This window comes from Variovorax sp. AC194 (assembly GCF_979257995.1).
Genome location: NZ_OZ409823.1, coordinates 2,958,886 through 2,979,844 on the forward strand (window position 1 = coordinate 2,958,886; position 20,959 = coordinate 2,979,844).

At 66.0% G+C, this 20,959-nt stretch carries 19 protein-coding genes; 13 read left to right on the forward strand and 6 right to left on the reverse strand.

Going from position 1 to position 20,959, the window contains the following annotated elements; all coding sequences use genetic code 11:
* The first annotated feature begins 26 nt into the window (after window positions 1-26).
* From ACZYRS_RS14225 to ACZYRS_RS14235, 3 genes are all read left to right on the forward strand, one after another.
* Window positions 27-914 (forward strand): alpha/beta hydrolase family protein, encoded by an 888-nt coding sequence (locus ACZYRS_RS14225; protein WP_463419788.1) that lies wholly within the window; start codon window positions 27-29, stop codon window positions 912-914.
* Between the two features lie 187 nt (window positions 915-1,101).
* Window positions 1,102-2,103: a tRNA dihydrouridine(20/20a) synthase DusA gene (gene dusA / locus ACZYRS_RS14230; RefSeq protein WP_463419789.1), complete on the forward strand. Its 1,002-nt coding sequence runs from the start codon at window positions 1,102-1,104 to the stop codon at window positions 2,101-2,103.
* A 233-nt stretch (window positions 2,104-2,336) separates the two neighbouring features.
* Window positions 2,337-3,125, forward strand: a complete 789-nt coding sequence (locus ACZYRS_RS14235) for an IclR family transcriptional regulator (protein ID WP_463419790.1) — start codon at window positions 2,337-2,339, stop codon at window positions 3,123-3,125.
* Window positions 3,126-3,142: 17 nt separating this feature from the next.
* Here ACZYRS_RS14235 and ACZYRS_RS14240 read toward each other — a convergent pair whose 3' ends face one another.
* On the reverse strand, window positions 3,143-3,808 hold the full coding sequence (locus ACZYRS_RS14240; RefSeq protein WP_463419791.1) for a GntR family transcriptional regulator: 666 nt from the start codon (window positions 3,806-3,808) through the stop codon (window positions 3,143-3,145).
* A 131-nt stretch (window positions 3,809-3,939) separates the two neighbouring features.
* On the opposite strand from ACZYRS_RS14240, the gene scpA reads away from it, so the two are divergent.
* The 8 genes from scpA to ACZYRS_RS14280 are packed head-to-tail and all read left to right on the forward strand — an operon-like array spanning window position 3,940 to window position 12,913.
* Window positions 3,940-6,102 (forward strand): methylmalonyl-CoA mutase, encoded by a 2,163-nt coding sequence (gene scpA, locus ACZYRS_RS14245; protein WP_463419792.1) that lies wholly within the window; start codon window positions 3,940-3,942, stop codon window positions 6,100-6,102.
* A 14-nt stretch (window positions 6,103-6,116) separates the two neighbouring features.
* The gene (locus ACZYRS_RS14250; RefSeq protein WP_463419793.1) at window positions 6,117-6,590 is read left to right on the forward strand and encodes a GNAT family N-acetyltransferase; all 474 of its coding nucleotides are present in this window, start codon (window positions 6,117-6,119) and stop codon (window positions 6,588-6,590) included.
* Window positions 6,591-6,634: 44 nt separating this feature from the next.
* A complete protein-coding gene (gene meaB, locus ACZYRS_RS14255) occupies window positions 6,635-7,633 on the forward strand; it encodes a methylmalonyl Co-A mutase-associated GTPase MeaB (protein WP_463422487.1) in 999 nt (332 codons plus the stop codon).
* Window positions 7,634-7,671: 38 nt separating this feature from the next.
* Window positions 7,672-9,216, forward strand: a complete 1,545-nt coding sequence (locus ACZYRS_RS14260) for an acyl-CoA carboxylase subunit beta (protein ID WP_198786126.1) — start codon at window positions 7,672-7,674, stop codon at window positions 9,214-9,216.
* Between the two features lie 20 nt (window positions 9,217-9,236).
* Window positions 9,237-9,359, forward strand: coding sequence for a hypothetical protein (locus ACZYRS_RS14265; protein ID WP_269823163.1), 123 nt, complete (start codon window positions 9,237-9,239; stop codon window positions 9,357-9,359).
* Window positions 9,352-11,400: an acetyl-CoA carboxylase biotin carboxylase subunit gene (gene accC, locus ACZYRS_RS14270; protein WP_463419794.1), complete on the forward strand. Its 2,049-nt coding sequence runs from the start codon at window positions 9,352-9,354 to the stop codon at window positions 11,398-11,400. The genes ACZYRS_RS14265 and accC overlap by 8 nt, the downstream gene beginning before the upstream one ends.
* On the forward strand, window positions 11,400-12,431 hold the full coding sequence (gene bioB / locus ACZYRS_RS14275) for a biotin synthase BioB (RefSeq protein WP_463419795.1): 1,032 nt from the start codon (window positions 11,400-11,402) through the stop codon (window positions 12,429-12,431). The genes accC and bioB overlap by 1 nt, the downstream gene beginning before the upstream one ends.
* The gene (locus tag ACZYRS_RS14280; protein WP_463419796.1) at window positions 12,428-12,913 is read left to right on the forward strand and encodes a VOC family protein; all 486 of its coding nucleotides are present in this window, start codon (window positions 12,428-12,430) and stop codon (window positions 12,911-12,913) included. The genes bioB and ACZYRS_RS14280 overlap by 4 nt, the downstream gene beginning before the upstream one ends.
* 112 nt (window positions 12,914-13,025) lie before the next feature.
* Here the strand turns inward: ACZYRS_RS14280 and ACZYRS_RS14285 are convergent, their stop codons facing one another.
* Window positions 13,026-13,523, reverse strand: coding sequence for an Lrp/AsnC family transcriptional regulator (locus ACZYRS_RS14285; protein ID WP_463419797.1), 498 nt, complete (start codon window positions 13,521-13,523; stop codon window positions 13,026-13,028).
* A gap of 121 nt (window positions 13,524-13,644) precedes the next feature.
* Between ACZYRS_RS14285 and yedA the strand changes: the two genes are divergently transcribed.
* Window positions 13,645-14,556 carry a drug/metabolite exporter YedA gene (gene yedA / locus ACZYRS_RS14290; protein ID WP_463419798.1) on the forward strand — a complete coding sequence of 304 codons (912 nt, stop codon included), beginning with the start codon at window positions 13,645-13,647 and terminating at the stop codon, window positions 14,554-14,556.
* Between the two features lie 14 nt (window positions 14,557-14,570).
* Here the strand turns inward: yedA and ACZYRS_RS14295 are convergent, their stop codons facing one another.
* From ACZYRS_RS14295 to ACZYRS_RS14310, 4 genes are all read right to left on the reverse strand, one after another.
* A complete protein-coding gene (locus tag ACZYRS_RS14295) occupies window positions 14,571-15,209 on the reverse strand; it encodes a LysE family translocator (protein WP_463419799.1) in 639 nt (212 codons plus the stop codon).
* Window positions 15,206-15,841, reverse strand: coding sequence for an RnfABCDGE type electron transport complex subunit B (locus tag ACZYRS_RS14300; protein WP_463419800.1), 636 nt, complete (start codon window positions 15,839-15,841; stop codon window positions 15,206-15,208). The genes ACZYRS_RS14295 and ACZYRS_RS14300 overlap by 4 nt, the downstream gene beginning before the upstream one ends.
* 17 nt (window positions 15,842-15,858) lie before the next feature.
* Complete coding sequence (locus ACZYRS_RS14305; RefSeq protein WP_198786134.1) at window positions 15,859-17,298, reverse strand: polyhydroxyalkanoate depolymerase; 1,440 nt, start codon at window positions 17,296-17,298, stop codon at window positions 15,859-15,861.
* Between the two features lie 156 nt (window positions 17,299-17,454).
* Window positions 17,455-18,651, reverse strand: a complete 1,197-nt coding sequence (locus ACZYRS_RS14310) for an amino acid aminotransferase (protein ID WP_463419801.1) — start codon at window positions 18,649-18,651, stop codon at window positions 17,455-17,457.
* Between the two features lie 105 nt (window positions 18,652-18,756).
* Here ACZYRS_RS14310 and uvrB point away from each other — a divergent pair, with 105 nt between their 5' ends.
* Window positions 18,757-20,874: an excinuclease ABC subunit UvrB gene (gene uvrB / locus ACZYRS_RS14315; protein ID WP_463419802.1), complete on the forward strand. Its 2,118-nt coding sequence runs from the start codon at window positions 18,757-18,759 to the stop codon at window positions 20,872-20,874.
* Window positions 20,875-20,959 lie beyond the last annotated feature (85 nt).

Below are 20,959 nucleotides of genomic sequence, written 5' to 3' on the forward strand. Positions count from 1 at the left end.
GTAATGCGATCTCGACAAGGACACCCATGAATTTCCGAAGCCGCTTCTTCTCGCGCCTCGTGTCGGGCATGGCCGCCGCGCTGCTTGCCGTGCTCGCGCCCACCCGCGCACTGGCCGACATCACCGTGCAGGAAATCAAGATCCCGATGACGGTCAAGGGCATGTTCAGCGACTCGCACATCCAGCTGTCCGCCACCGAATACAAGCCCGAAGGGGAGGGCCCGTTTCCGCTCATGCTGATCAACCACGGCACGCCGCGGTCGCCGGCCGATTTCCCGACATGGAAGAACTTCCTCGGTTGGCAGGCGCAGCTCTTTGCGCGGCACGGCTTCGTGGTGATCAATACCTTGCGCCGCGGCTATGGAAGCTCCGACGGGCCGTGGGCCGAGAACTACTTCAGCTGCGGCAACCCCGACTACATCGGCGCCGGACTCGAAACCGCCAAGGACATCGACGCCGCGCTCGCGTACGCCCGCGCACAACCTTATGTCGATGCGAAGCATGTGGTGCTGGTCGGGCATTCCGCCGGCGGCTTCGGTGCGCTGGCGCTGTCCAGCCAGAACCCGCCCGGCGTCGTCGGCACGATCAGCTTCGCCGGCGGGCGCGGCTCACGCGGGCCCGACGACGTCTGCTACGACGGCAAGCTGGTCGCGGCCTTCAGCCACTACGCCAGCACCACCCATGTGCCGATGCTGTGGTTCTATTCCGAGAACGATCACTTCTTCAACCTCGCGCTTGCGAAGCGATTGGGCGAGGCTTATCGGGCCAAGGGCGTGGACCTCGAACTGGAAATCGTGCCGCCCTATGGCAACGAGGGGCACAGCTTCTTTCAGGGGCGGCCGAATGTCGGCGTCTGGGCGCCGACGGTGGATGCGTTCTTCAAGAAGATCGGGTTGCAGGAGCATGTGCAGTAAGCGCATGCGGGATGCGCTCGGGGGGCGGCGGCTGGCGAGCCGTCGTGCGGATTGCCATCCCGCACGCGGCACCTTGGATGGCGGCCCATGAGAAACTACCCGGCTGATGCAGCCGATGTCTGGCTGATGGTGACGGGACCCGCGCCTTCCCGAACCGGATGGCGTGCACACGCAGGGTTCCAAGCGTATGAGTGATCAATCCAAGTTGTCGAATCTCAAAGAAAAAACCGTCTCGGTCGCGCCGATGATGGACTGGACGGACCGTCACTGCCGGTACTTCCATCGCCTGATGTCGCGTCACGCGCTGCTCTACACCGAGATGGTGACGACCGGCGCGCTGGTGCATGGCGATGTGCCGCGGCACCTTCGCTTTCACGCTGAAGAACACCCTGTGGCGCTGCAGCTGGGCGGCAGCGAGCCAGCCGACTTGGCGCACTGCGCGAAGCTCGGCCAGGAATGGGGCTACGACGAGATCAATCTGAACTGCGGCTGCCCGAGCGAGCGCGTGCAGCGCGGCGCGTTCGGCGCCTGCCTCATGAACGAGCCGCAGCTGGTGGCCGACTGCGTGAAGGCGATGGTCGATGTGGTCGATGTGCCGGTCACCGTGAAGCACCGCATCGGCATCGACAAGATCGAGAGCTACGAGTTCGTGCGCGACTTCGTCGGCCAGGTGAGCGAAGCGGGGTGCGGCACCTTCATCGTGCATGCGCGCAATGCGTGGTTGAAGGGCCTGAGCCCCAAGCAGAACCGCGAGATTCCGCCGCTGCGTTACGCGCTGGTGCATCGGCTCAAGCACGACTTTCCCGCGCTGAGTTTTTCCATCAATGGCGGCATCTCGGTCAACGAGCAGGTGCACGAGCATCTGCGGCTGCTCGATGGCGTGATGGTGGGGCGGGAGGCGTATCACAACCCCTGGTGGCTCGCCGAGTGGGACGCCGAGTTCTTCGGCGCCGCGCCGCAGCCGCTCACGCGCGAAGAGGTGGAGTCGCTGATGTGCGATTACATGGTGCGCGAGGCGGCCGAGCACGGCACGCAGTGGTCATCGATCGCGCGCCACATGCTGGGCCTGCGCAACGGCCTGCCCGGCGCACGCCGCTGGCGCCAGGTCTGGAGCGACCATCGCCTGAAGACGCGCCCGCCGCACGAGGTGATGGCGCTCGCGCACGAGCCGGTCGCGCAGGCCGCCTGAGCCGGCTGGCGGCCAGGCCGCTTTTCGCTTTCCCGGCGCATCCGCCTCGTCTTCGAACTCAGTGATTTCGTGCGTTAGTTCGCTCGAAACGGCTCTTTTTCGTCGCTGAATCGAGGCGTTTTACCTTTTTTAACGGAACATGGTTCCGAAACAATGCGGCAACAAGTGTGGCTTACACGCCTGTTTTTGCTCAAGAATAAAGAGGTCAGGGAAACAAAAAAAAGGTTCTTCACATGAGCGAAGCTGTTGGCAGCAAAGAGGAAGTGAGCGCACTGGCACGCGGCTTGGCATTACTCAAGACCATCGGGATGGCAGCCGCGCCGATGGGCAACCGGGATCTGGCCGACACGACGGGCATCCCCAAGGCGACCGTCTCGCGGTTGACCGCCACGCTGGTGGGCGCCGGGTACCTGCGCCAGTCGCGCGACAGCGAGCGCTTCAGCCTCGGGCCGGCGCTGCTCGACATGAGCAGCCGGTATCTGCGGCATTTCGATTTGCGCACGGTCGCGCGGCCCCATCTGACGGAGCTGTCGGAGTTCGCGGGCGCCAGCATCCACGTGGGCGTGCGCGACGAACTCGACATGCTGGTCATCGATTCGCTGCGGCCGCGTTCGGCGCTCATCAGTTCGCGCATCGAGGTGGGCACGCGCCTGCCGATCGCCACCTCGGCCGCCGGCCGCGCGTACCTGGCGGCGCTACCGCAGTCCGAGCAAGCCGTGCTGCTGGAGCAGATCCGCACCGAGACCGGAGAGAACTGGCCCACGGTGGAGCCCGGCCTGCTGGCGGGCATCGAGGAATACGCCCGCCTGGGCTATTGCAGTTCCTTCGGCGAATGGCACCCCCACATCCATGCCCTGGGCTTCGCACTGCAGGGCCCGGGCGGCGAACGCTACGGCCTGAGTTGCGCCGGCCCCGCCTACCTGCTGCCCAAGGACGTCATGCTCAGCCGCGTGGCGCCGCGGCTGCAGGAAATTGCCCAGCGGATCGCCAAGGAAGCCGGCACCGCGGCGGACGCCGGCTGAGCGGCCGCCCGCGAACTCTAGTTCGCCGCTTCCAGGCCGTTCTTGAAGTGCTCGCGCATGCGCGCCATGGCGCCAGCAGCGTCGCGCGATTCGATCGCGGCCATCACCGAGCGGTGCTCGGCCAGCGATTCGGCGATGCGCCCCGCCTTCAGCAGCGAGTTGTGGCGGTTGAGCTTCATCACCTTTCGAAGGTCCGCCACCATCTGGTCGCGCCACTTGTTGTTGGCGATGGCCAGGAGCTGCATATGAAAGCGCTCGTTGAGCGCGAAGAAGTGCTCGCGGTCTTCCTTGCCCGGCGCGGCCGCGGCTTCGAGCTCGGTGTGCAGGCGTTTCAACTCGGCGCGCTCGGCATCGGTGGCGCGCTCGGCCACCACGCCGGCCGCGTCGCTCTCCAGCAGCGAGAGCAGGTGGTAGACGTCCGCCAGGTCCTGCTCGGACACCTCGGTCACGTAGGCGCCGCGGCGCAGCTTCATCGTCACCAGCCCTTCGGCGGCCAGCACCTTGAGCGCCTCGCGCAGCGGGGTGCGGCTGATGCCGTACTCCTCGGCGAGCTTGAGTTCGTCGATCCAGCTGCCGGGCTCCAGCTCGCGGCGGAAGATCCGCAGGCGCAGCAGCTCGGCCACTTCTTCGTAGAGGGCGCGCGGGGTGAGCGGAGTTAATGGAGTCAAGGGGACGGCGGACATGGGCAGGAATGTACCGCAGAAAACGGGTTTGAATTAATAATTATGGATCGGTTAGACTCGCTGCCGGCCTGCAAATCCTTGCGGGCGAATTTGCGAATCCCCTGCAAGACAACTGCAAAGCGGCGCCTTCCATGAGCAGCACACCCGAACCCACCTTCAAGCCCGCCGACCTCGGCGCCTGGGCCAAGTCCGCGGCCAAGTCCGCGCCGGGCGGCGACGTGAGCGCGCTGAACTGGGTCACGCCCGACGGCATCACCGTCAAGCCGCTCTACACCGCGGCCGACCTGCAGGGGCTGAAGTACACCGACACGCTGCCCGGCTTCGAGCCGTACCTGCGCGGCCCGCAGGCCACCATGTACGCGGTGCGCCCGTGGACCATTCGCCAGTACGCCGGCTTCTCGACCGCCGAGGAATCGAACGCCTTCTACCGCAAGGCGCTGGCCGCGGGCGGGCAGGGCGTGAGCGTGGCCTTCGACCTGGCCACCCATCGCGGCTACGACAGCGACCACCCGCGCGTGACCGGCGACGTCGGCAAGGCCGGCGTGGCGATCGATTCGGTGGAAGACATGAAGATCCTGTTCGACCAGATCCCGCTGGACAAGGTCTCCGTCTCGATGACGATGAACGGCGCCGTGCTGCCGGTGCTCGCGGGCTACGTGGTCGCAGCCGAGGAGCAGGGCGTGGCGCAGGATCAGCTGAGCGGAACCATCCAGAACGACATCCTCAAGGAGTTCATGGTCCGCAACACCTACATCTTTCCGCCCGCGCCGAGCATGCGGATCATCGGCGACATCATCGAGTACACGGCGCAGAACATGCCCAAGTTCAACTCGATCAGCATCAGCGGTTATCACATGCAGGAGGCCGGCGCGAACCAGGCGCTCGAACTTGCATTCACGCTGGCCGACGGCAAGGAATACGTGAAGACCGCGCTGGCCAAGGGCCTCGATGTCGATGGCTTCGCCGGGCGCCTGAGCTTCTTCTGGGCCATCGGCATGAACTTCTATCTGGAAGTGGCCAAGATGCGCGCGGCGCGCCTTCTGTGGTGCCGCATCATGAAGGAGTTCGAGCCCAAGAACCCCAAGAGCCTGATGCTGCGCACGCACTGCCAGACCTCGGGCTGGTCGCTCACCGAGCAGGACCCGTACAACAACATCGTGCGCACCACCATCGAGGCGATGGCCGCGGTGTTCGGCGGCACGCAGAGCCTGCACACCAACGCGCTGGACGAAGCCATTGCGCTGCCCACCGAGTTCAGCTCGCGCATCGCGCGCAACACGCAGCTCATCATCCAGGAAGAGACGCACATCACCAACGTGGTGGACCCCTGGGCCGGCAGCTACATGATGGAGAAGCTCACGCAGGACATGGCCGATGCGGCCTGGGCCATCATCGAAGAAGTCGAGGCGATGGGCGGGATGACCAAGGCGGTGGACAGCGGCTGGGCCAAGCTCAAGATCGAGGCGGCCGCGGCCGAGAAGCAGGCGCGCATCGACTCGGGCAAGGACGTGATCGTGGGCGTCAACAAGTACAAGCTCAAGAACGAGGACGCGATCGACAGCCTCTCGATCGACAACGTGATGGTGCGCGACCAGCAGGTGGCGCGGCTGCAGAAGATCCGCGCGTCGCGCGACAGCGCCAAGGTGCAGGCCGCGCTCGATGCGCTCACCGAAGCGGCCGAGAACGGCACGGGCAACCTGCTCGCGCTGAGCATCGACGCGGTGCGCCTTCGCGCCACGGTGGGCGAGATTTCGGATGCGCTCGAAAAATCATTCGGCCGCCATCGGGCCGACACGCAAAAGGTGACCGGTGTGTACGCAGCTGCCTATGACTCCGCCGAGGGCTGGGAAGCCCTCAAGACCGAAATCAACGCCTTCGCCGAGGAACAGGGGCGCCGTCCTCGCGTGATGATCTCCAAGCTCGGGCAGGACGGGCACGACCGCGGCGCCAAGGTGGTGGCCACGGCCTTCGCCGACCTGGGCTTCGACGTGGACATGGGGCCGCTCTTCCAGACGCCCGAGGAGTGCGCGCGGCAGGCGATCGAGAACGACGTGCATGCCGTCGGCGTGAGCACCCTCGCGGCCGGCCACAAGACGCTGGTGCCGGCCATCATCAACGAGCTCAAGAAGCAGGGCGCAGACGACATCATCGTGTTCGTCGGCGGCGTGATTCCGCGGCAGGACTACGACTTTCTCTATGAGGCCGGCGTCAAGGGCATCTACGGACCGGGCACCCCGATCCCGGCCAGCGCCAAGGACGTGCTGGAGCAGATCCGCGCGGCGGTCGCGGCCTGACCGGGACGCCAGACGTGGGCGATCTCTTGTCGCGGCTGTCGCTGCAGCCCGTGGATTCCAGCGATTTCGAGGACATGCTGGCCGTGCGCATCGATGCGATGCGCCCGAGCCTGGAGCGTGTCGGTCGCTTCGACCTTGCGCGTTCGCGCGAACGGCTGAGCGCGGGGTTCGCCGTGCCGTTCATGCACCACATCGTGCTCGACGGCGACCAGCGCGTGGGCTTCGTCACGCTCAAGCCCGAGGGCGCGGATGCGCTGAGGCTCGATCATCTTTATTTGCGCACCGGCTTCCAGGGCAGTGGCATCGGCGAATGGGTGATGCGCTGGGCCAAGGCCGAAGCGCGCGAAAAGAACCTCGACATCAAGCTCACCGCGCTCGTGCAGAGCGATGCGAACCGCTTCTACCTGCGGCACGGCTTCGTGCTGGAGGGCGAGGAGGGCGTCGATCTGCACTACCGCTGGCGCGTGACCGCGGAGGCCGCGTGCTGAACTCGGTGGAAGCGCTGGAGCGCGCCATCGGCGATTCGAACGGCATGGTGCAGCGGCGCGCGATCGCCAAGGCGATCACGCTGCTCGAATCCACGCGGGCCGACCACCGCACCCAGGCCGACGAGTTGCTCACCGCGCTGCTGCCGCGCACCGGCCATTCGTTTCGCCTCGGCATCTCGGGCGTACCGGGCGTGGGCAAATCGACCTTCATCGAGACGCTGGGTCTCTTGCTGATCGACAAGGGCCATCGCGTCGCGGTGCTCACCATCGACCCGTCGTCCACCGTCTCGGGCGGTTCCATCCTCGGCGACAAGACGCGCATGGAGCGGCTCTCGGTGCACGAGCGCGCCTACATCCGCCCGAGCCCGTCGAGCGGCACGCTGGGCGGCGTGGCCGAGAAGACGCGCGAGGCGATGCTGGTGTGCGAGGCCGCGGGCTACGACGTCGTGATCGTCGAGACCGTGGGCGTGGGCCAGAGCGAGACCGCGGTGTCCGGCATGACCGATATGTTCGTGCTGATGCAGCTGCCCAACGCCGGCGACGACCTGCAGGCGATCAAGAAGGGCGTGATGGAGCTCGCGGACCTCGTGGTCATCAACAAGGCCGACATCGACAAGGACGCCGCCACGCGCGCGCAGGCCCAGATCACCTCGGCGCTGCGCCTCTTCGGCCACCAGGGCAACCCGGACCACGCGCATGCGGTGCACGACGCGCACAGCGGCGCGGAGGTGCGCTTCTGGCTGCCCCGGGTGCTGCAGCTGAGCGCGCTCGCGGGCACGGGCGTCGATGCCTTCTGGGAAGCCGTCACCCAATTCAGATCGCTGCAGACCGCCAACGGCAAGCTTGCCAGGCGCCGCGAAAAGCAGGCGACCGCGTGGATGTGGGAGCGCATCGACGCGGGCCTCAAGCACGCCTTCAGGCACCACCCGCAGGTGCGCGAGCTGCTGCCGCAACTCACCCAGCAGGTGGCGCAGGGCGCGCTGCCGGCATCGACCGCGGCGCGCCAGCTGCTCGCGGCGGCGGCCATCACTGCCAGCCCCTGACAACACACGATTCACGACCACAGCTTCGGAAGCACACCATGCAAGAACTGATTGAACAACTCGAACAGCGCCGCGCCAAGGCGCGCCTGGGCGGCGGACAGAAGCGCATCGACGCGCAGCACGCCAAGGGCAAGCTCACGGCGCGCGAGCGCATCGAGCTCCTGCTGGACGACAACACCTTCGAAGAGTGGGACATGTTCGTCGAGCACCGCTCGGTCGATTTCGGCATGGCCGAGCAGAAGATCCCCGGCGACGGCGTGGTCACCGGCTACGGCATGATCAACGGCCGCCTGGTGTTCGTGTACAGCCAGGACTTCACCGTCTTCGGCGGCGCGCTCAGCGAAGCGCATGCCGAGAAGATCTGCAAGGTGATGGACCAGGCGATGAAGGTCGGCGCACCGGTCATCGGCCTCAACGATTCGGGCGGCGCGCGCATCCAGGAAGGCGTGGCGTCGCTGGGCGGCTATGCCGACGTGTTCCAGCGCAACGTGATGGCTTCGGGCGTTGTGCCGCAGATCAGCATGATCATGGGCCCGTGCGCGGGCGGCGCGGTGTATTCGCCGGCCATGACCGACTTCATCTTCATGGTGAAGGACTCCAGCTACATGTTCGTCACCGGCCCCGACGTGGTGAAGACCGTGACGCACGAGACCGTGACGGCCGAGGAGCTCGGCGGCGCCATCACCCACACCACGCGCAGCGGCGTGGCCGACATGGCGTTCGAGAACGACGTGGAGGCGCTGATGATGCTGCGCCGCCTGTACAACTACCTGCCGCTCAATAACCGCGAGAAGCCGCCCGTGCGCCTGGGCAACAACGGCCAGGGCGACCCGGCCGACCGGCCCGACTACTCGCTCGACACGCTGGTGCCCGACAACCCGAACAAGCCCTACGACATCAAGGAGCTGATCCTCAAGGTGGTGGATGACGGCGACTTTTTCGAGCTGCAGCCCGACTATGCGAAGAACATCGTGATCGGCTTCGCGCGCATGGAAGGCCAGACGGTGGGCATCGTGGCGAACCAGCCGCTGGTGCTGGCGGGGTGCCTGGACATCAAGAGCAGCATCAAGGCCGCGCGCTTCGTGCGTTTTTGCGATGCGTTCAACATCCCGGTCATCACCTTCGTGGACGTGCCCGGCTTCATGCCCGGCACGGGGCAGGAGTACGGCGGCATCATCAAGCACGGCGCCAAGCTGCTCTACGCGTACGCGGAATGCACGGTGCCCAAGATCACCGTCATCACGCGCAAGGCCTATGGCGGCGCGTACGACGTGATGGCGTCCAAGCACCTGCGCGGCGACGTCAACCTCGCCTGGCCGCGCGCCGAGATCGCGGTGATGGGCGCCAAGGGCGCGGTGGAAATCATCTTCCGCGAGGACAAGAACGACCCCGAGAAGCTCGCCGCGCGCGAGGCGGAATACAAGGCGCGTTTTGCGAACCCCTACGTGGCAAGCGCACGCGGCTACATCGACGACGTGATCCTGCCGCACGAGACGCGCAAGCGCATCTGCCGCTCGCTGGTGATGCTGCGCGAGAAGAAGCTCGAGAACCCGTGGCGCAAGCACGGGAACATTCCGCTGTGAGCGGCACGGAGAAGAAGAACATGTTCAAGAAGATCCTGATTGCCAACCGCGGTGACCAGCCGCGCAGCGGCGCAGCGACGAAGTCACATTGCTTGGCACGCGAAGCGTGCGGCGATTTCACCGCGGAGACCACAGATGTTTAAGAAGATCCTGATCGCCAATCGCGGTGAAATCGCCTGCCGCGTGATTCAAACGGCCAAGAAGATGGGCATCCTCACCGTCGCCGTCTACTCCGACGCCGACAAGGAAGCGCGCCACGTCGAGCTGGCCGACGAGGCCGTGCACATCGGCGCCGCGCCCAGCCGCGAGAGCTATCTGCAGGCCGACCGCATCATCGCGGCGTGCAAAGAGACGGGCGCCGAGGCGGTGCATCCGGGCTACGGCTTCCTCTCGGAGAACGAAGCCTTTGCGCGCAAGGTCGAGGAAGAGGGCATCGCCTTCATCGGACCGAAGCATTATTCGATCGCGGCGATGGGCGACAAGATCGCCTCCAAGAAGCTCGCGAACGAAGCGAAGGTCAACACCATTCCGGGCTGGAACGACGCCATCGAGACGGCCGAGCGCGCCGTGGAGATCGCCAAGGACATCGGCTATCCCGTGATGATCAAGGCCTCGGCCGGCGGCGGCGGCAAGGGCCTGCGCGTGGCCTATGACGACAAGGATGCTTTCGAGGGCTTCACCTCGTGCCGGAACGAAGCGCGCAACAGCTTCGGCGACGATCGCGTGTTCATCGAGAAGTTCGTCGAGGAGCCGCGCCACATCGAGATCCAGGTGCTGGGCGATTCGCACGGCAACGTGATCTACCTGAACGAGCGCGAGTGCTCGATCCAGCGGCGCCACCAGAAGGTGATCGAAGAGGCGCCGTCGCCCTTCATCAGCGACGAGACGCGCAAGGCCATGGGCGCGCAGGCGGTGCAGCTGGCCAAGGCGGTGAACTACCAGAGCGCGGGCACGGTGGAGTTCGTGGTCGGCAAGGACCAGAGCTTCTATTTCCTGGAGATGAACACCCGGCTGCAGGTGGAGCACCCGGTCACCGAATGCATCACGGGGCTGGACCTCGTCGAGCTGATGATCCGCGTGGCCGCAGGCGAAGAATTGCCGCTCACGCAGGAAGAGGTCAAGCGCGATGGCTGGGCCATCGAGTGCCGCATCAACGCCGAAGACCCGTTCCGCAACTTCCTGCCTTCGACCGGGCGCCTGGTGAAGTTCCAGCCGCCGGCCGAGTCGATGTTCGCGAGCGACACGGAGCACCTGCAAGGCGTGCGCGTGGACACCGGCGTGTACGACGGCGGTGAGATCCCGATGTACTACGACTCGATGATCGCCAAGCTCATCGTGCACGGCAAGGATCGCCAGCATGCGATCGCCCGCATGCGCGAGGCGCTCAACGGCTTCGTGATCCGCGGCATCAGCAGCAACATCCCGTTCCAGGCGGCGCTGCTCGCGCATCCGAAGTTCGTGGCGGGCGATTTCAACACCGGCTTCATCGCCGAGCACTACGGCAAGGGCTTCCACGCGGAAGATGTGCCGCACGCCGATCCGTCGTTCCTCGTCGCGCTCGCAGCCTATGTGCACCGCCGCTATCGCGCGCGCGCCTCGGGCATCAGCGGGCAGCTCGCGGGCCATGGCGTCAAGGTGGGCGAGCAGTTCGTGGTGGTGGAGCTCGGGCCCGAGGGCAAGCATGTGCAGCACCCCGTGTCGGTCACCGATTTCCACGGCAAGACCGGCGCGAGCGCGGTGGCCGTGGGCGGCAAGAGCTACAAGATCGACAGCAGCTTTGCGCTCGGCGCGATTCGCGTGCAGGGCATGGTCAATGACAAGCCCTTCACCGCACAAGTGGAGCGCGGCGCGGGCAAGAACCCGCTGGCGCTGCGCGTGTCGCACGACGGCACGCAGATCGAGGCCATGGTGCTGTCGCCGCTGGGCGCGCGCCTGCTCGAACTGATGCCCTACAAGGCGCCGCCGGACCTGAGCAAGTTCCTGATGTCGCCGATGCCAGGTCTCCTGGTCGAGGTGTCGGTGCAGCCGGGGCAGCAGGTGCGTGCCGGCGAGAAGCTGGCCGTCATCGAGGCCATGAAGATGGAAAACGTGCTCTTCGCCACGCAGGACGGCGTGGTCGGAAAAATCTCGGCAGGCAAGGGCGAATCGCTCGCTGTCGACCAAATCATTCTGGAGTTCAACTGATGGGTGCCAACGACCTGCAACAGACGATCACGCTGCACCGGCCCGCAAAGCCGCTGACGCCGCAAGGCCCGTGGTCGGTCGAGGCGATCCAGGCGCTGCTCGACAAGCCGCTGATGGACCTGCTGTTCGAGGCGCAGACGGTGCACCGCGAGCACTTTCCCGAAGGCGACATCGAGCTGGCGACGCTGCTGTCGGTCAAGACCGGTGGCTGTCCCGAGAACTGCGGCTACTGCCCGCAGTCGGCCGAATTCGACACCGGCGTGAAGGCGCAAAAACTCATGGAGGTCGACGAGGTGCTGCGCGCCGCGCAGGCCGCCAAGGACGCGGGCGCCACGCGCTTCTGCATGGGCGCCGCATGGCGCGCGCCGAAGGACCGCGACGTGGAGAAGGTGGTCGTGCTGGTCGAGGCGGTGAAGGGCTTGGGGCTGCAGACCTGCGCCACGCTCGGCATGCTGGAGCCGCACCACGCGCACCAGCTGAAGGCCGCGGGCCTCGACTACTACAACCACAACCTGGACACCGCGCCCGAGTACTACACCGACGTCGTCGATACGCGCAGCTACCAGGACCGGCTCGACACGCTGGCCCATGTGCGCAGCGCCGGCATCAGCGTGTGCTGCGGCGGCATCGTCGGCATGGGCGAGCAGCCGGTGCACCGCGCGGGGCTGATCGCGCAGCTGGCCAACCTGAATCCGTACCCGGAGTCGGTGCCGATCAACAGCCTGGTGCGCGTGCCGGGCACGCCGCTCGCAGATTCGGAGCCGGTCGATCCCTTCGACTTCGTGCGCATGATCGCGGTCGCGCGCATCACGATGCCGACCGCGCGCGTGCGGCTGTCGGCCGGGCGCCAGCAGATGGGCGACGCGGTGCAGGCGCTGTGCTTCATGGCGGGCGCGAATTCGATCTTCTATGGCGACAAGCTGCTGGTCACAGGCAACCCCGACGTGGATGCGGACGTGCAGCTGCTGCGCAAGCTCGGCCTACAGCCGCGCCGCACGACGACCACCGAAACGGTGGAGGTCTGCGCATGACGGCCGCGGCGCGTCCCTTCAAGGTGCTGGGCATCCAGCAGATCGCCATCGGCGGGCTCGACAAGATGCGCCTGCAGAAGCTCTGGGTCGACATGCTGGGGCTCGAAGTCACCGGCACGTTCAAGAGCGAACGCGAGAACGTCGACGAGGACATTTGTTCGATGGGCAGCGGGCCGTTCAAGGTCGAGGTCGACCTGATGCAGCCGCTGGACCCGGACAAGAAACCCGCGGTGCACGCGACGCCGCTCAACCACGTGGGGCTGTGGATCGACGACCTGCCCAAGGCCGTCGAATGGCTCACGGCGCAGGGCGTGCGCTTTGCGCCCGGCGGCATTCGCCAGGGCGCGGCCGGTTTCGACATCTGCTTCCTGCACCCGAAGGCGAACGAGGAGTTTCCGATCGCGGGCGAGGGCGTCTTGATCGAGATGGTGCAGGCGCCGCCAGAAGTGGTGAAGGCCTTCAGCGCGCTGGCGAACCACTGACCTCCAACAACCGTTCGGGCTGAGCTTGTCGAAGCCTCGCGCACGGCTTCGACAAGCTCAGCCCGAACGGGTTTTGGACCTTTGAAAAATTGACTCCGGCCTCTCAGCCGTATCAGGCATTGAGCACCTTCCTGATCGGCGGCCGCACATCCGAGCGGTGCGGCGGCAGCATCGGCTGGTGCTCGCGCGCCGGGTTCAGGATGATCGAGGTGGCCGTCTCGGTGAGGATGCAGAACTTGGTGACCACCGCGTCGAGGTGGCTCACGTCGATCACGGCGATCTCGAGGATCCAGCTGTCCTCGCCGGTCACGTTGTAGGCGTTCACGCACTCGGGCGTGTCCTGCACGAGCTTCACGACATGGTCGTAGTCGGCGCGGCCGACGCGGATGATCGCGCGGATGCCGTAGCCCAGCTTGCCGAGGTTGACGGTGGCGCGGTAGCCGCTGATGACGCCCGCGGCCTCCAGCTTCTTCACGCGCTCGGTCACGGCCGGCTGGCTCAGGTGCACGCGGCGGCCGAGTTCGGCCATCGTGAGGCGCGCGTCGCTCTGCAATTCGGTGAGGATGCGCGTGTCGTGAGCGTCAAGCGCGGGGTTCAAGGTGAAGTCCATGGAACTCCTTTAAATCGACGGTGATGGAGCGGCAGAACCGTGGAATGTCCATGGTTCGTGGGAGGCGGCTTTCATACCATGGGCGGCGCTTCAGTACCAATAAAACAAGAGACTCCTCGATATGCCAACCCTTGCCGCTCCCGCCGCGCCCGGTGCCAACCGCGGCGCGCTTCCGCCTTTGCTGTGGCTTTGCCTCGCCGCCACCTGGGTGGTGTGGGGCTCGACGTATCTGGCGATCAAGTACGCGCTGATCAGCTTTCCGCCGTTCCTGCAGATGGGATCGCGCTTCCTGTTCGCGGGACTGCTGCTGGCCGCGTGGATGCGCTGGCGCGGCGCCGCGTGGCCTTCGAAATTGCAATGGCGCAATGCGCTGGTGGTCGGCGCGTTGATGCTCGGCGGCGGCATGGGCGGCACAGCGCATGCCGAAGTCACGATCGGCTCGGGGCTCGTGGTGGCCTTCATCGCGGTGGTGCCGCTGCTGATCGCGCTGCTGAATTTGATCTGGGGCATCAAGCCGACGCGCATGGAGGCGGCGGGCATCGCGCTCGGGCTCATCGGCGTGCTGATGCTCACGCAGGGCAGCGGCTTCCAGTCGTCGCCCGCGGGGTTGGCGGCGATTTCGATTGCCTGCATCTGCTGGTCGATGGGCAGCGTGCTGAGCCAGCGCAGCCTGCCGCTTGCGCCAGGCGCGATGGGCTTTGCGAGCGAGATGATCTGCGGCGGCGTGGTGCTGCTGGTGCTGGCAGCCGTCTCGCGCGAGAGCCTCGCGTGGCCACCGGCGCCAGAGGCCGTCTGGGCCTGGCTGTACCTGGTGGTGTTCGGCTCGCTGATCGCCTTCAACGCCTACATGGTGCTGCTCGCGAAGGCGCCGGCCGCGCTGGCGGCGAGCTACACCTTCGTGAACCCCGTGATCGCGATGCTGCTGGGCGTGTGGATCGCCAACGAGACCGTCACGCGCTTCGAGTGGTATGCGGTGGCGGTCGTGCTGGCCGGGGTGCTGTTGCTGCTCTTCAAGCGCCCGAAAAAGAACTGAAGGGCTGAACGCCCTCAGGTGCCCGGACGGCGCCAGAACGCCAGCGTGGCCGCCAGCAGCCACATGCCGGCCGCGCAGCTGCGGTTCAGCACCTTGAGGCCGCGGCGCGAGAGCCAGCGCACGGCCTGCGTGCCGGCGGCCGCGTAGGCCAGCATCACGCAGGTGTCGAGCGCGACGAAGATCGCGCCGAGCAGCAGGTACTGCGGGCCTTGCGGCTGGGTGATGTCGATGAACTGCGGCAGGAAGGCCGCGAAGAACAGCACCGTCTTCGGGTTTGACAGTGCCACGAGCAGGCTGCGCACGAGGGCCACGCGGCCATGCGGGCGGACCTCGACGGCGGACTTGGCCAGCGCCGTGCCGAGATCGGTCGCGTCGCTGCGCCAGAGCTTGATGCCGAGCCACACGAGGTAGACGACGCCCGCGATTCGGATCGCGTTGAAGAGCAGCTCCGACGTCGCGAGCAGCGAACCCAGCCCGAGCGCGACGACCGCGATCAGCGTGGTGCTGCCGAGCGACGCACCGGCGATGCCCCAGCTCGCGCGCCGCATGCCGCCGTCGATGCCGTTGGACAGCGCCAGCAGCATCGTGGGGCCGGGGATCACCGCGAGGGCGAGCGAGGCGACGACGTAGATCAGCAGGGTGTCGAGGGTCATGGCTGGGGTTTGGCTTTTTCGCGTTGCTCGGCCGCGGCGCGGGCTCGCGCCAGCGCGGCTTCGACGATGGAGCGCTTGCGTGTGTCGGCGGCTTGGGGCTCGGAGACGGCGGGTGTCGGTTCGGCTTCGCGCTTGGCCGCATCGCGGTGCTGGCCATGCAGCTTGTAGCGTTGCAGCGCGGCTTCGGCTTGCGCCTGCGACCAGGCTTGCCAGCCGCTGCGGCCCGGCGTTTCGACTTCGAGCGAAATGCAGTCGACCGGGCAGACCGGAATGCAGAGTTCACAGCCCGTGCAGTGCGCCTCGATCACCGTGTGCATGCGCTTGTTGATGCCGACGATCGCATCGGTTGGGCAGGCATCGAGGCACAGCGTGCAGCCGATGCACCAGGCCTCGTCGATGACGGCCATGGAGCGCGGGCCTTCGGTGCCGAATTGCGGATCGAGCGGCAGCGCGGGGCGGCCGGTGACGAGCGCGAGGCGATCGATGCCTTCGGCGCCGCCCGGCGGGCACTGGTTGATGTCCGCTTCGCCATCGGCGATGGCTTGCGCGTAGCCGGCGCAATCGGGGTAGCCGCACCGTGTGCACTGCGTTTGCGGCAGTGCGTCGTTGATGCGTGCGGCCAGCCCGTTCACTTGAGGTTGCGCGCGCCTCAGCGCGCGGCGCTGGCGCGGGGCTTCTTGGCAGCGGCCGCGGGTTTCTTGGCGGGGGCGGCCACGGCAGCCTTCTTGGCGGCCGGCGTTTTCTTGGCCGCAACGGCAGCGACCTTCTGGCCCGGCTTGACGCGGTCTTCGGCCGCGAGGCTTTCGCGCGCGCCGGCACGGCTTTGCGGCTGGTCGTTCGCGGCGATGAACTTCACCAGCTTCGGGTAGACGAGGTCGCGCCAGCGGCGGCCGCTGAAGATGCCGTAGTGGCCCGCGCCCTTGACTTCGTAGTGCTCGCGCTTCGAATCGGCGACGCCGGTGCACAGGCTGTGCGCGGCTTCGGTCTGGCCCGAGCCGGAGATGTCGTCCAGCTCGCCTTCGACCGTCAGCAGCGCGGCCGTGCGGATGTCCTGCGGACGCACGCGCTCGATCTGGCCTTCGGGGTTCTTCACGTCCCAGGTGCCGTTCACGAGCTCGAACTGCTGGAACACGGTGCGGATGGTGTCCAGGTAGTAATCGGCGTCCATGTCGAGCACGGCGTTGTACTCGTCGTAGAACTTGCGGTGGGCCTCGGCGCTGGCGTCGTCGCCCTTGATGAGGTCCTTGAAGTAGTCGTAGTGGCTCGAGGCGTGGCGGTCGGGGTTCATCGCGACGAAGCCGGTGTGCTGCAGGAAGCCCGGGTACACGCGGCGGCCTTCACCCGCAAAGCCCTGCGGCACGCGATAGATCACGTTGTTCTCGAACCATTCGTAGCTCTTGTTCATCGCGAGGTTGTTGACCGCGGTGGGCGACTTGCGGGCGTCGATCGGGCCGCCCATCATCGTCAGCGTGAGCGGCAGCGCTTCCTTGCGGCTGGCCATGAGCGAGACGGCCGCGAGCACCGGCACGGTGGGCTGGCACACGCTGACCACGTGGCAGTTGCCATACTCGGCCTGCAGGCGGCGGATGAACTCCTGCACGTAGTTGATGTAGTCGTCCAGGTGGAATTCGCCTTCCGACATCGGCACGAGGCGGGCGTTTTTCCAGTCGGTGATGTAGACCTTGTGGTCCTGCAGCATGGTGCGCACGGTGTCGCGCAGGAGCGTGGCGTAGTGGCCCGACAGCGGCGCCACGATCAGCACCACGGGCTGGCTCTTGAGCGTCTTGAGGATGTGCGGCTCGTCGGTGAAACGCTTGAAGCGGCGCAGTTCGCAGAAGGGCTTGTCGAGCTCGACGGCCTCCTGGATGACGACCTCTTCGCCATCGACCTTCACCGACTTGATGTTGAACTCGGGCTTCTCGTAGTCCTTGCCCAGGCGATAGAGCAGGTCGTAGCCGGCGGCCATGCGCTGTGCCATCGGCAACTGGCCCCAGACGGCGCCCTGGCCGTAGAGCTTGGAGGCCGCCTGCGCGAAGTCCGAGAACGGCTCCATCAGGGAACGCTGGGCTTCGTAGAGTTGATAGAGCATTGCGGGTCTTGGAGTGGATTGTTGCAGTGCAATATATCAGCGCATCTGCCGCCATGCAGGGGGCCTAACCCCTAGTCCGACCCAGCGAAAGGGGCCGATTCCTGCGAAAGATGTGAAGGAATCGCCGGAAGACGGATTCCTTCACACCGGTGTCACTTAGATGACCTTGGCGATCGACGCGCAGACGTAGTCGATGTTCTTGCTGTTGAGCGCGGCCACGCACATGCGGCCAGTGTCGGTGCCGTACACGCCGAACTCATTGCGCAGGCGCACCATCTGGTCTTTGGTGAGGCCCGAGTAGCTGAACATGCCGATCTGCGTGGTGATGAAGCTCATGTCTTCTTTCACGCCCGCGGCCTTCAAGCCGTCGACCAGCTTCTGGCGCATGGCCTTGATGCGCACGCGCATCTCGCCCAGTTCCTTTTCCCACAGGGCGCGCAGTTCGGCATTGCCGAGCACCGCGGCCACCACGGCGCCGCCGTGGATCGGCGGGTTGCTGTAGTTGGTGCGGATGGCGATCTTGAGTTGCGAGAGCACGCGGCCGGCTTCTTCCTTGTTCTCGCACAGCACCGAGAGGGCGCCCACGCGTTCGCCGTAGAGGCTGAAGCTCTTGGAGAAGGAGGTCGAGACGAAGAAGGTGAGGCCCGCTTCGACGAACTTGGCGACGGCCGCGCCGTCTTCCTTCAGGCCGTAGCCGAAGCCCTGGTAGGCCATGTCCAGGAAGGGCACGAGGCCCTTCGCCTTGACCGCGGCAACGACCTGGTCCCACTGCTCGGACGTGATGTCGTAGCCGGTCGGGTTGTGGCAGCAGGCATGCAGCACGACGACGGAGCCCGCGGGCGCCGCGTTGAGCGCGGCCAGCATGCCGTCGAAGTTGATGCCGCGCTTGGCGGCGTCGTAGTAGGGGTAGCTGTCGACTTCGAAGCCCGCGTTGGTGAACAGGGCGCGGTGGTTTTCCCAGCTCGGGTCGCTGATCAGCACCTTGGCCTTGGGGTTGAGCTTCTTCAGGAAGTCGGCGCCGACCTTCAGGCCGCCGGTGCCGCCGATGGCCTGGATGGTGGCCACGCGGCCCGATTGCACGGGTTCGCTGTCGGCACCGAAAACCAGCGTCTTCACGGCGTTGTCGTACGCCACGATGCCGTCGATGGGGAGATAACCGCGCGCCGAGGGCGCTTTCATCATGTCTTGCTCTGCGGCCTGCACGCACTGGAGCAGGGGCAGCTTGCCGTTGTCGTCGTAATAGACGCCGACGCCGAGATTGACCTTGTTGGGGTTGGTATCGGCGGCAAATTGCTCGTTGAGGCCGAGGATCGGGTCGCGCGGTGCCATTTCGACCGCGGTGAACATAGACATGGAAAGGTCCTTTGGGATGAAAGCTTCGCTGGCAACCGGACTTGCGCTACGCTTTCCGGTTGCCTTGAATTTTACCGGCGCCATCGCCACCTGTCGGGAACAGCCATGCCAGAGAACACCGAAGCCATAGCAGACCTGAAGAAACTGGACCCGATCGGTCCGGCGAAACAGGGCGAATTCATCCGCTACCCCGACTCCCCGTTCGAGCTTTTCCAGCCGTATCCGCCGGCCGGCGACCAGCCCAAGGCGATCGACGGGCTCGTCGAGGGCGTGATCGACGGCGAGGTGTTCCAGACGCTGCTGGGCGTCACGGGCTCGGGCAAGACCTTCACCATGGCCAACGTGATCGCGCGGCTGGGCCGCCCGGCCATCGTGTTCGCGCCCAACAAGACGCTGGCCGCGCAGCTCTACAGCGAGTTCCGCGAGTTCTTTCCGAAGAACGCGGTCGAGTACTTCGTGAGCTACTACGACTACTACCAGCCCGAGGCCTACGTGCCGCAGCGCGACCTGTTCATCGAGAAGGACTCCTCGATCAACGAGCACATCGAGCAGATGCGCCTGTCGGCCACCAAGAGCGTGCTGGAGCGGCGCGACACGGTCATCGTGGCCACGGTGAGCGCCATCTACGGCATCGGCACGCCCGAGGACTACACGCAGATGCGTTTCATCATGCGGGTGGGCGACAAGATCGGGCAGCGCGACGTGATCAGCCGGCTGATCCGCATGCAGTACACGCGCAATGAGCAGGACTTTGCGCGCGGCACGTTCCGCGTGCGCGGCGACACGATCGACGTGTTTCCGGCCGAGCACAGCGAACTGGCGATCCGCATCGAGCTGTTCGACGACGAGATCGAGTCGCTGCAGCTGTTCGACCCGCTCACGGGGCGCATCCGCCAGAAGATCCCGCGCTTCACGGTGTACCCGTCGAGCCACTACGTGACGCCGCGCGACAAGGTGCTGGGCGCGGTCGAGACCATCAAGATCGAGTTGGCCGAGCGGCTGAAGGAATTCGTAGGCCAGGGCAAGCTCGTGGAGGCGCAACGCCTGGAGCAGCGCACCCGCTTCGACCTGGAGATGCTGGCCGAGATCGGTCACTGCAAGGGCATCGAGAACTACTCGCGCCACCTCTCGGGCGCGGCGCCGGGCGATCCGCCGGCCACGCTGACGGACTATCTCCCGAAGGACGCGCTGATGTTCCTCGACGAGAGCCACCAGATGATCGGCCAGCTCAACGCGATGTACAGCGGCGATCGGGCACGCAAGACCACGCTGGTCGAGTACGGCTTCCGGTTGCCTTCGGCGATGGACAACCGGCCGCTCAAGTTCGAGGAATTCGAGAAGCGCATGCGGCAGGCGATCTTCGTTTCGGCCACGCCGGCGCAGTACGAGAAGGACCACTCCGGTAATGTCGTCGAGCAGTTGGTGCGGCCGACGGGCCTGATCGATCCCGAGGTCGAGGTGCGTCCCGCCACGCACCAGGTGGACGACGTGCTGGGCGAGATCCGCATTCGCGTCGACAAGAACGAGCGCGTGCTCATCACCACGCTGACCAAGCGCATGGCCGAGCAATTGACCGACTACCTGGGCGATAACGGCGTCAAGGTGCGCTACCTGCACAGCGATGTGGACACGGTCGAGCGGGTCGAGATCCTGCGCGACCTGCGCCTGGGCACCTTCGACGTGCTGGTGGGCATCAACCTGCTGCGCGAAGGCCTGGACATCCCGGAGGTGTCGTTGGTCGCGATCCTCGATGCGGACAAGGAAGGGTTCCTGCGCGCCGAGCGCTCGCTGATCCAGACCATCGGCCGCGCGGCGCGGAACCTGAACGGCAAGGCGATCCTGTATGCGGACCGCATGACCGAATCGATGAAGAAGGCCATCGACGAAACCGAACGCCGACGCGCGCGCCAGATCGCCCACAACGAGGCCAACGGCATCACACCGCGCAGCATCGTCAAGCAGGTGCGCGACCTGATCGACGGGGTCTACAGCGAGAAGACCGGCAAGGAAATGGCCAAGCTCGACCTGGAGCGCGCCAAGGTCGAGGACATGAGCGAGAAGGACATCGCGCGGGAAATCAAGCGGCTGGAGAAGCTCATGCTCGAACACGCGCGCAACCTCGAATTCGAGAAGGCGGCGCGGGTTCGGGACCAGCTGGCGCTGCTGCGCGAGCAGGCGTTCGGGGCGGCGGGCGGGGACAACATCGCGATCTTGCCGTCGTAGGCCGGAAGTCCGCGTTCTTCAAGGGGTTGGCGCTGGGGTTTACCCCAGCAGAGTTGAGGGCCTTCTGCTATACTTGACCGAAACA

Excerpts from the sequence above, each read along its gene's own strand:
- ACZYRS_RS14225 (WP_463419788.1), top strand. The coding sequence starts at position 27 with ATGAATTTCCGAAGCCGCTTCTTCTCGCGCCTCGTGTCGGGCATGGCC.
- dusA (WP_463419789.1), top strand. The coding sequence starts at position 1,102 with ATGAGTGATCAATCCAAGTTGTCGAATCTCAAAGAAAAAACCGTCTCG.
- ACZYRS_RS14235 (WP_463419790.1), top strand. The coding sequence starts at position 2,337 with ATGAGCGAAGCTGTTGGCAGCAAAGAGGAAGTGAGCGCACTGGCACGC.
- ACZYRS_RS14240 (WP_463419791.1), bottom strand. The coding sequence starts at position 3,808 with ATGTCCGCCGTCCCCTTGACTCCATTAACTCCGCTCACCCCGCGCGCC.
- scpA (WP_463419792.1), top strand. The coding sequence starts at position 3,940 with ATGAGCAGCACACCCGAACCCACCTTCAAGCCCGCCGACCTCGGCGCC.
- meaB (WP_463422487.1), top strand. The coding sequence starts at position 6,635 with ATGGTGCAGCGGCGCGCGATCGCCAAGGCGATCACGCTGCTCGAATCC.
- ACZYRS_RS14260 (WP_198786126.1), top strand. The coding sequence starts at position 7,672 with ATGCAAGAACTGATTGAACAACTCGAACAGCGCCGCGCCAAGGCGCGC.
- ACZYRS_RS14265 (WP_269823163.1), top strand. The coding sequence starts at position 9,237 with ATGTTCAAGAAGATCCTGATTGCCAACCGCGGTGACCAGCCGCGCAGC.
- accC (WP_463419794.1), top strand. The coding sequence starts at position 9,352 with ATGTTTAAGAAGATCCTGATCGCCAATCGCGGTGAAATCGCCTGCCGC.
- bioB (WP_463419795.1), top strand. The coding sequence starts at position 11,400 with ATGGGTGCCAACGACCTGCAACAGACGATCACGCTGCACCGGCCCGCA.
- ACZYRS_RS14280 (WP_463419796.1), top strand. The coding sequence starts at position 12,428 with ATGACGGCCGCGGCGCGTCCCTTCAAGGTGCTGGGCATCCAGCAGATC.
- ACZYRS_RS14285 (WP_463419797.1), bottom strand. The coding sequence starts at position 13,523 with ATGGACTTCACCTTGAACCCCGCGCTTGACGCTCACGACACGCGCATC.
- yedA (WP_463419798.1), top strand. The coding sequence starts at position 13,645 with ATGCCAACCCTTGCCGCTCCCGCCGCGCCCGGTGCCAACCGCGGCGCG.
- ACZYRS_RS14295 (WP_463419799.1), bottom strand. The coding sequence starts at position 15,209 with ATGACCCTCGACACCCTGCTGATCTACGTCGTCGCCTCGCTCGCCCTC.
- ACZYRS_RS14305 (WP_198786134.1), bottom strand. The coding sequence starts at position 17,298 with ATGCTCTATCAACTCTACGAAGCCCAGCGTTCCCTGATGGAGCCGTTC.
- ACZYRS_RS14310 (WP_463419801.1), bottom strand. The coding sequence starts at position 18,651 with ATGTCTATGTTCACCGCGGTCGAAATGGCACCGCGCGACCCGATCCTC.
- uvrB (WP_463419802.1), top strand. The coding sequence starts at position 18,757 with ATGCCAGAGAACACCGAAGCCATAGCAGACCTGAAGAAACTGGACCCG.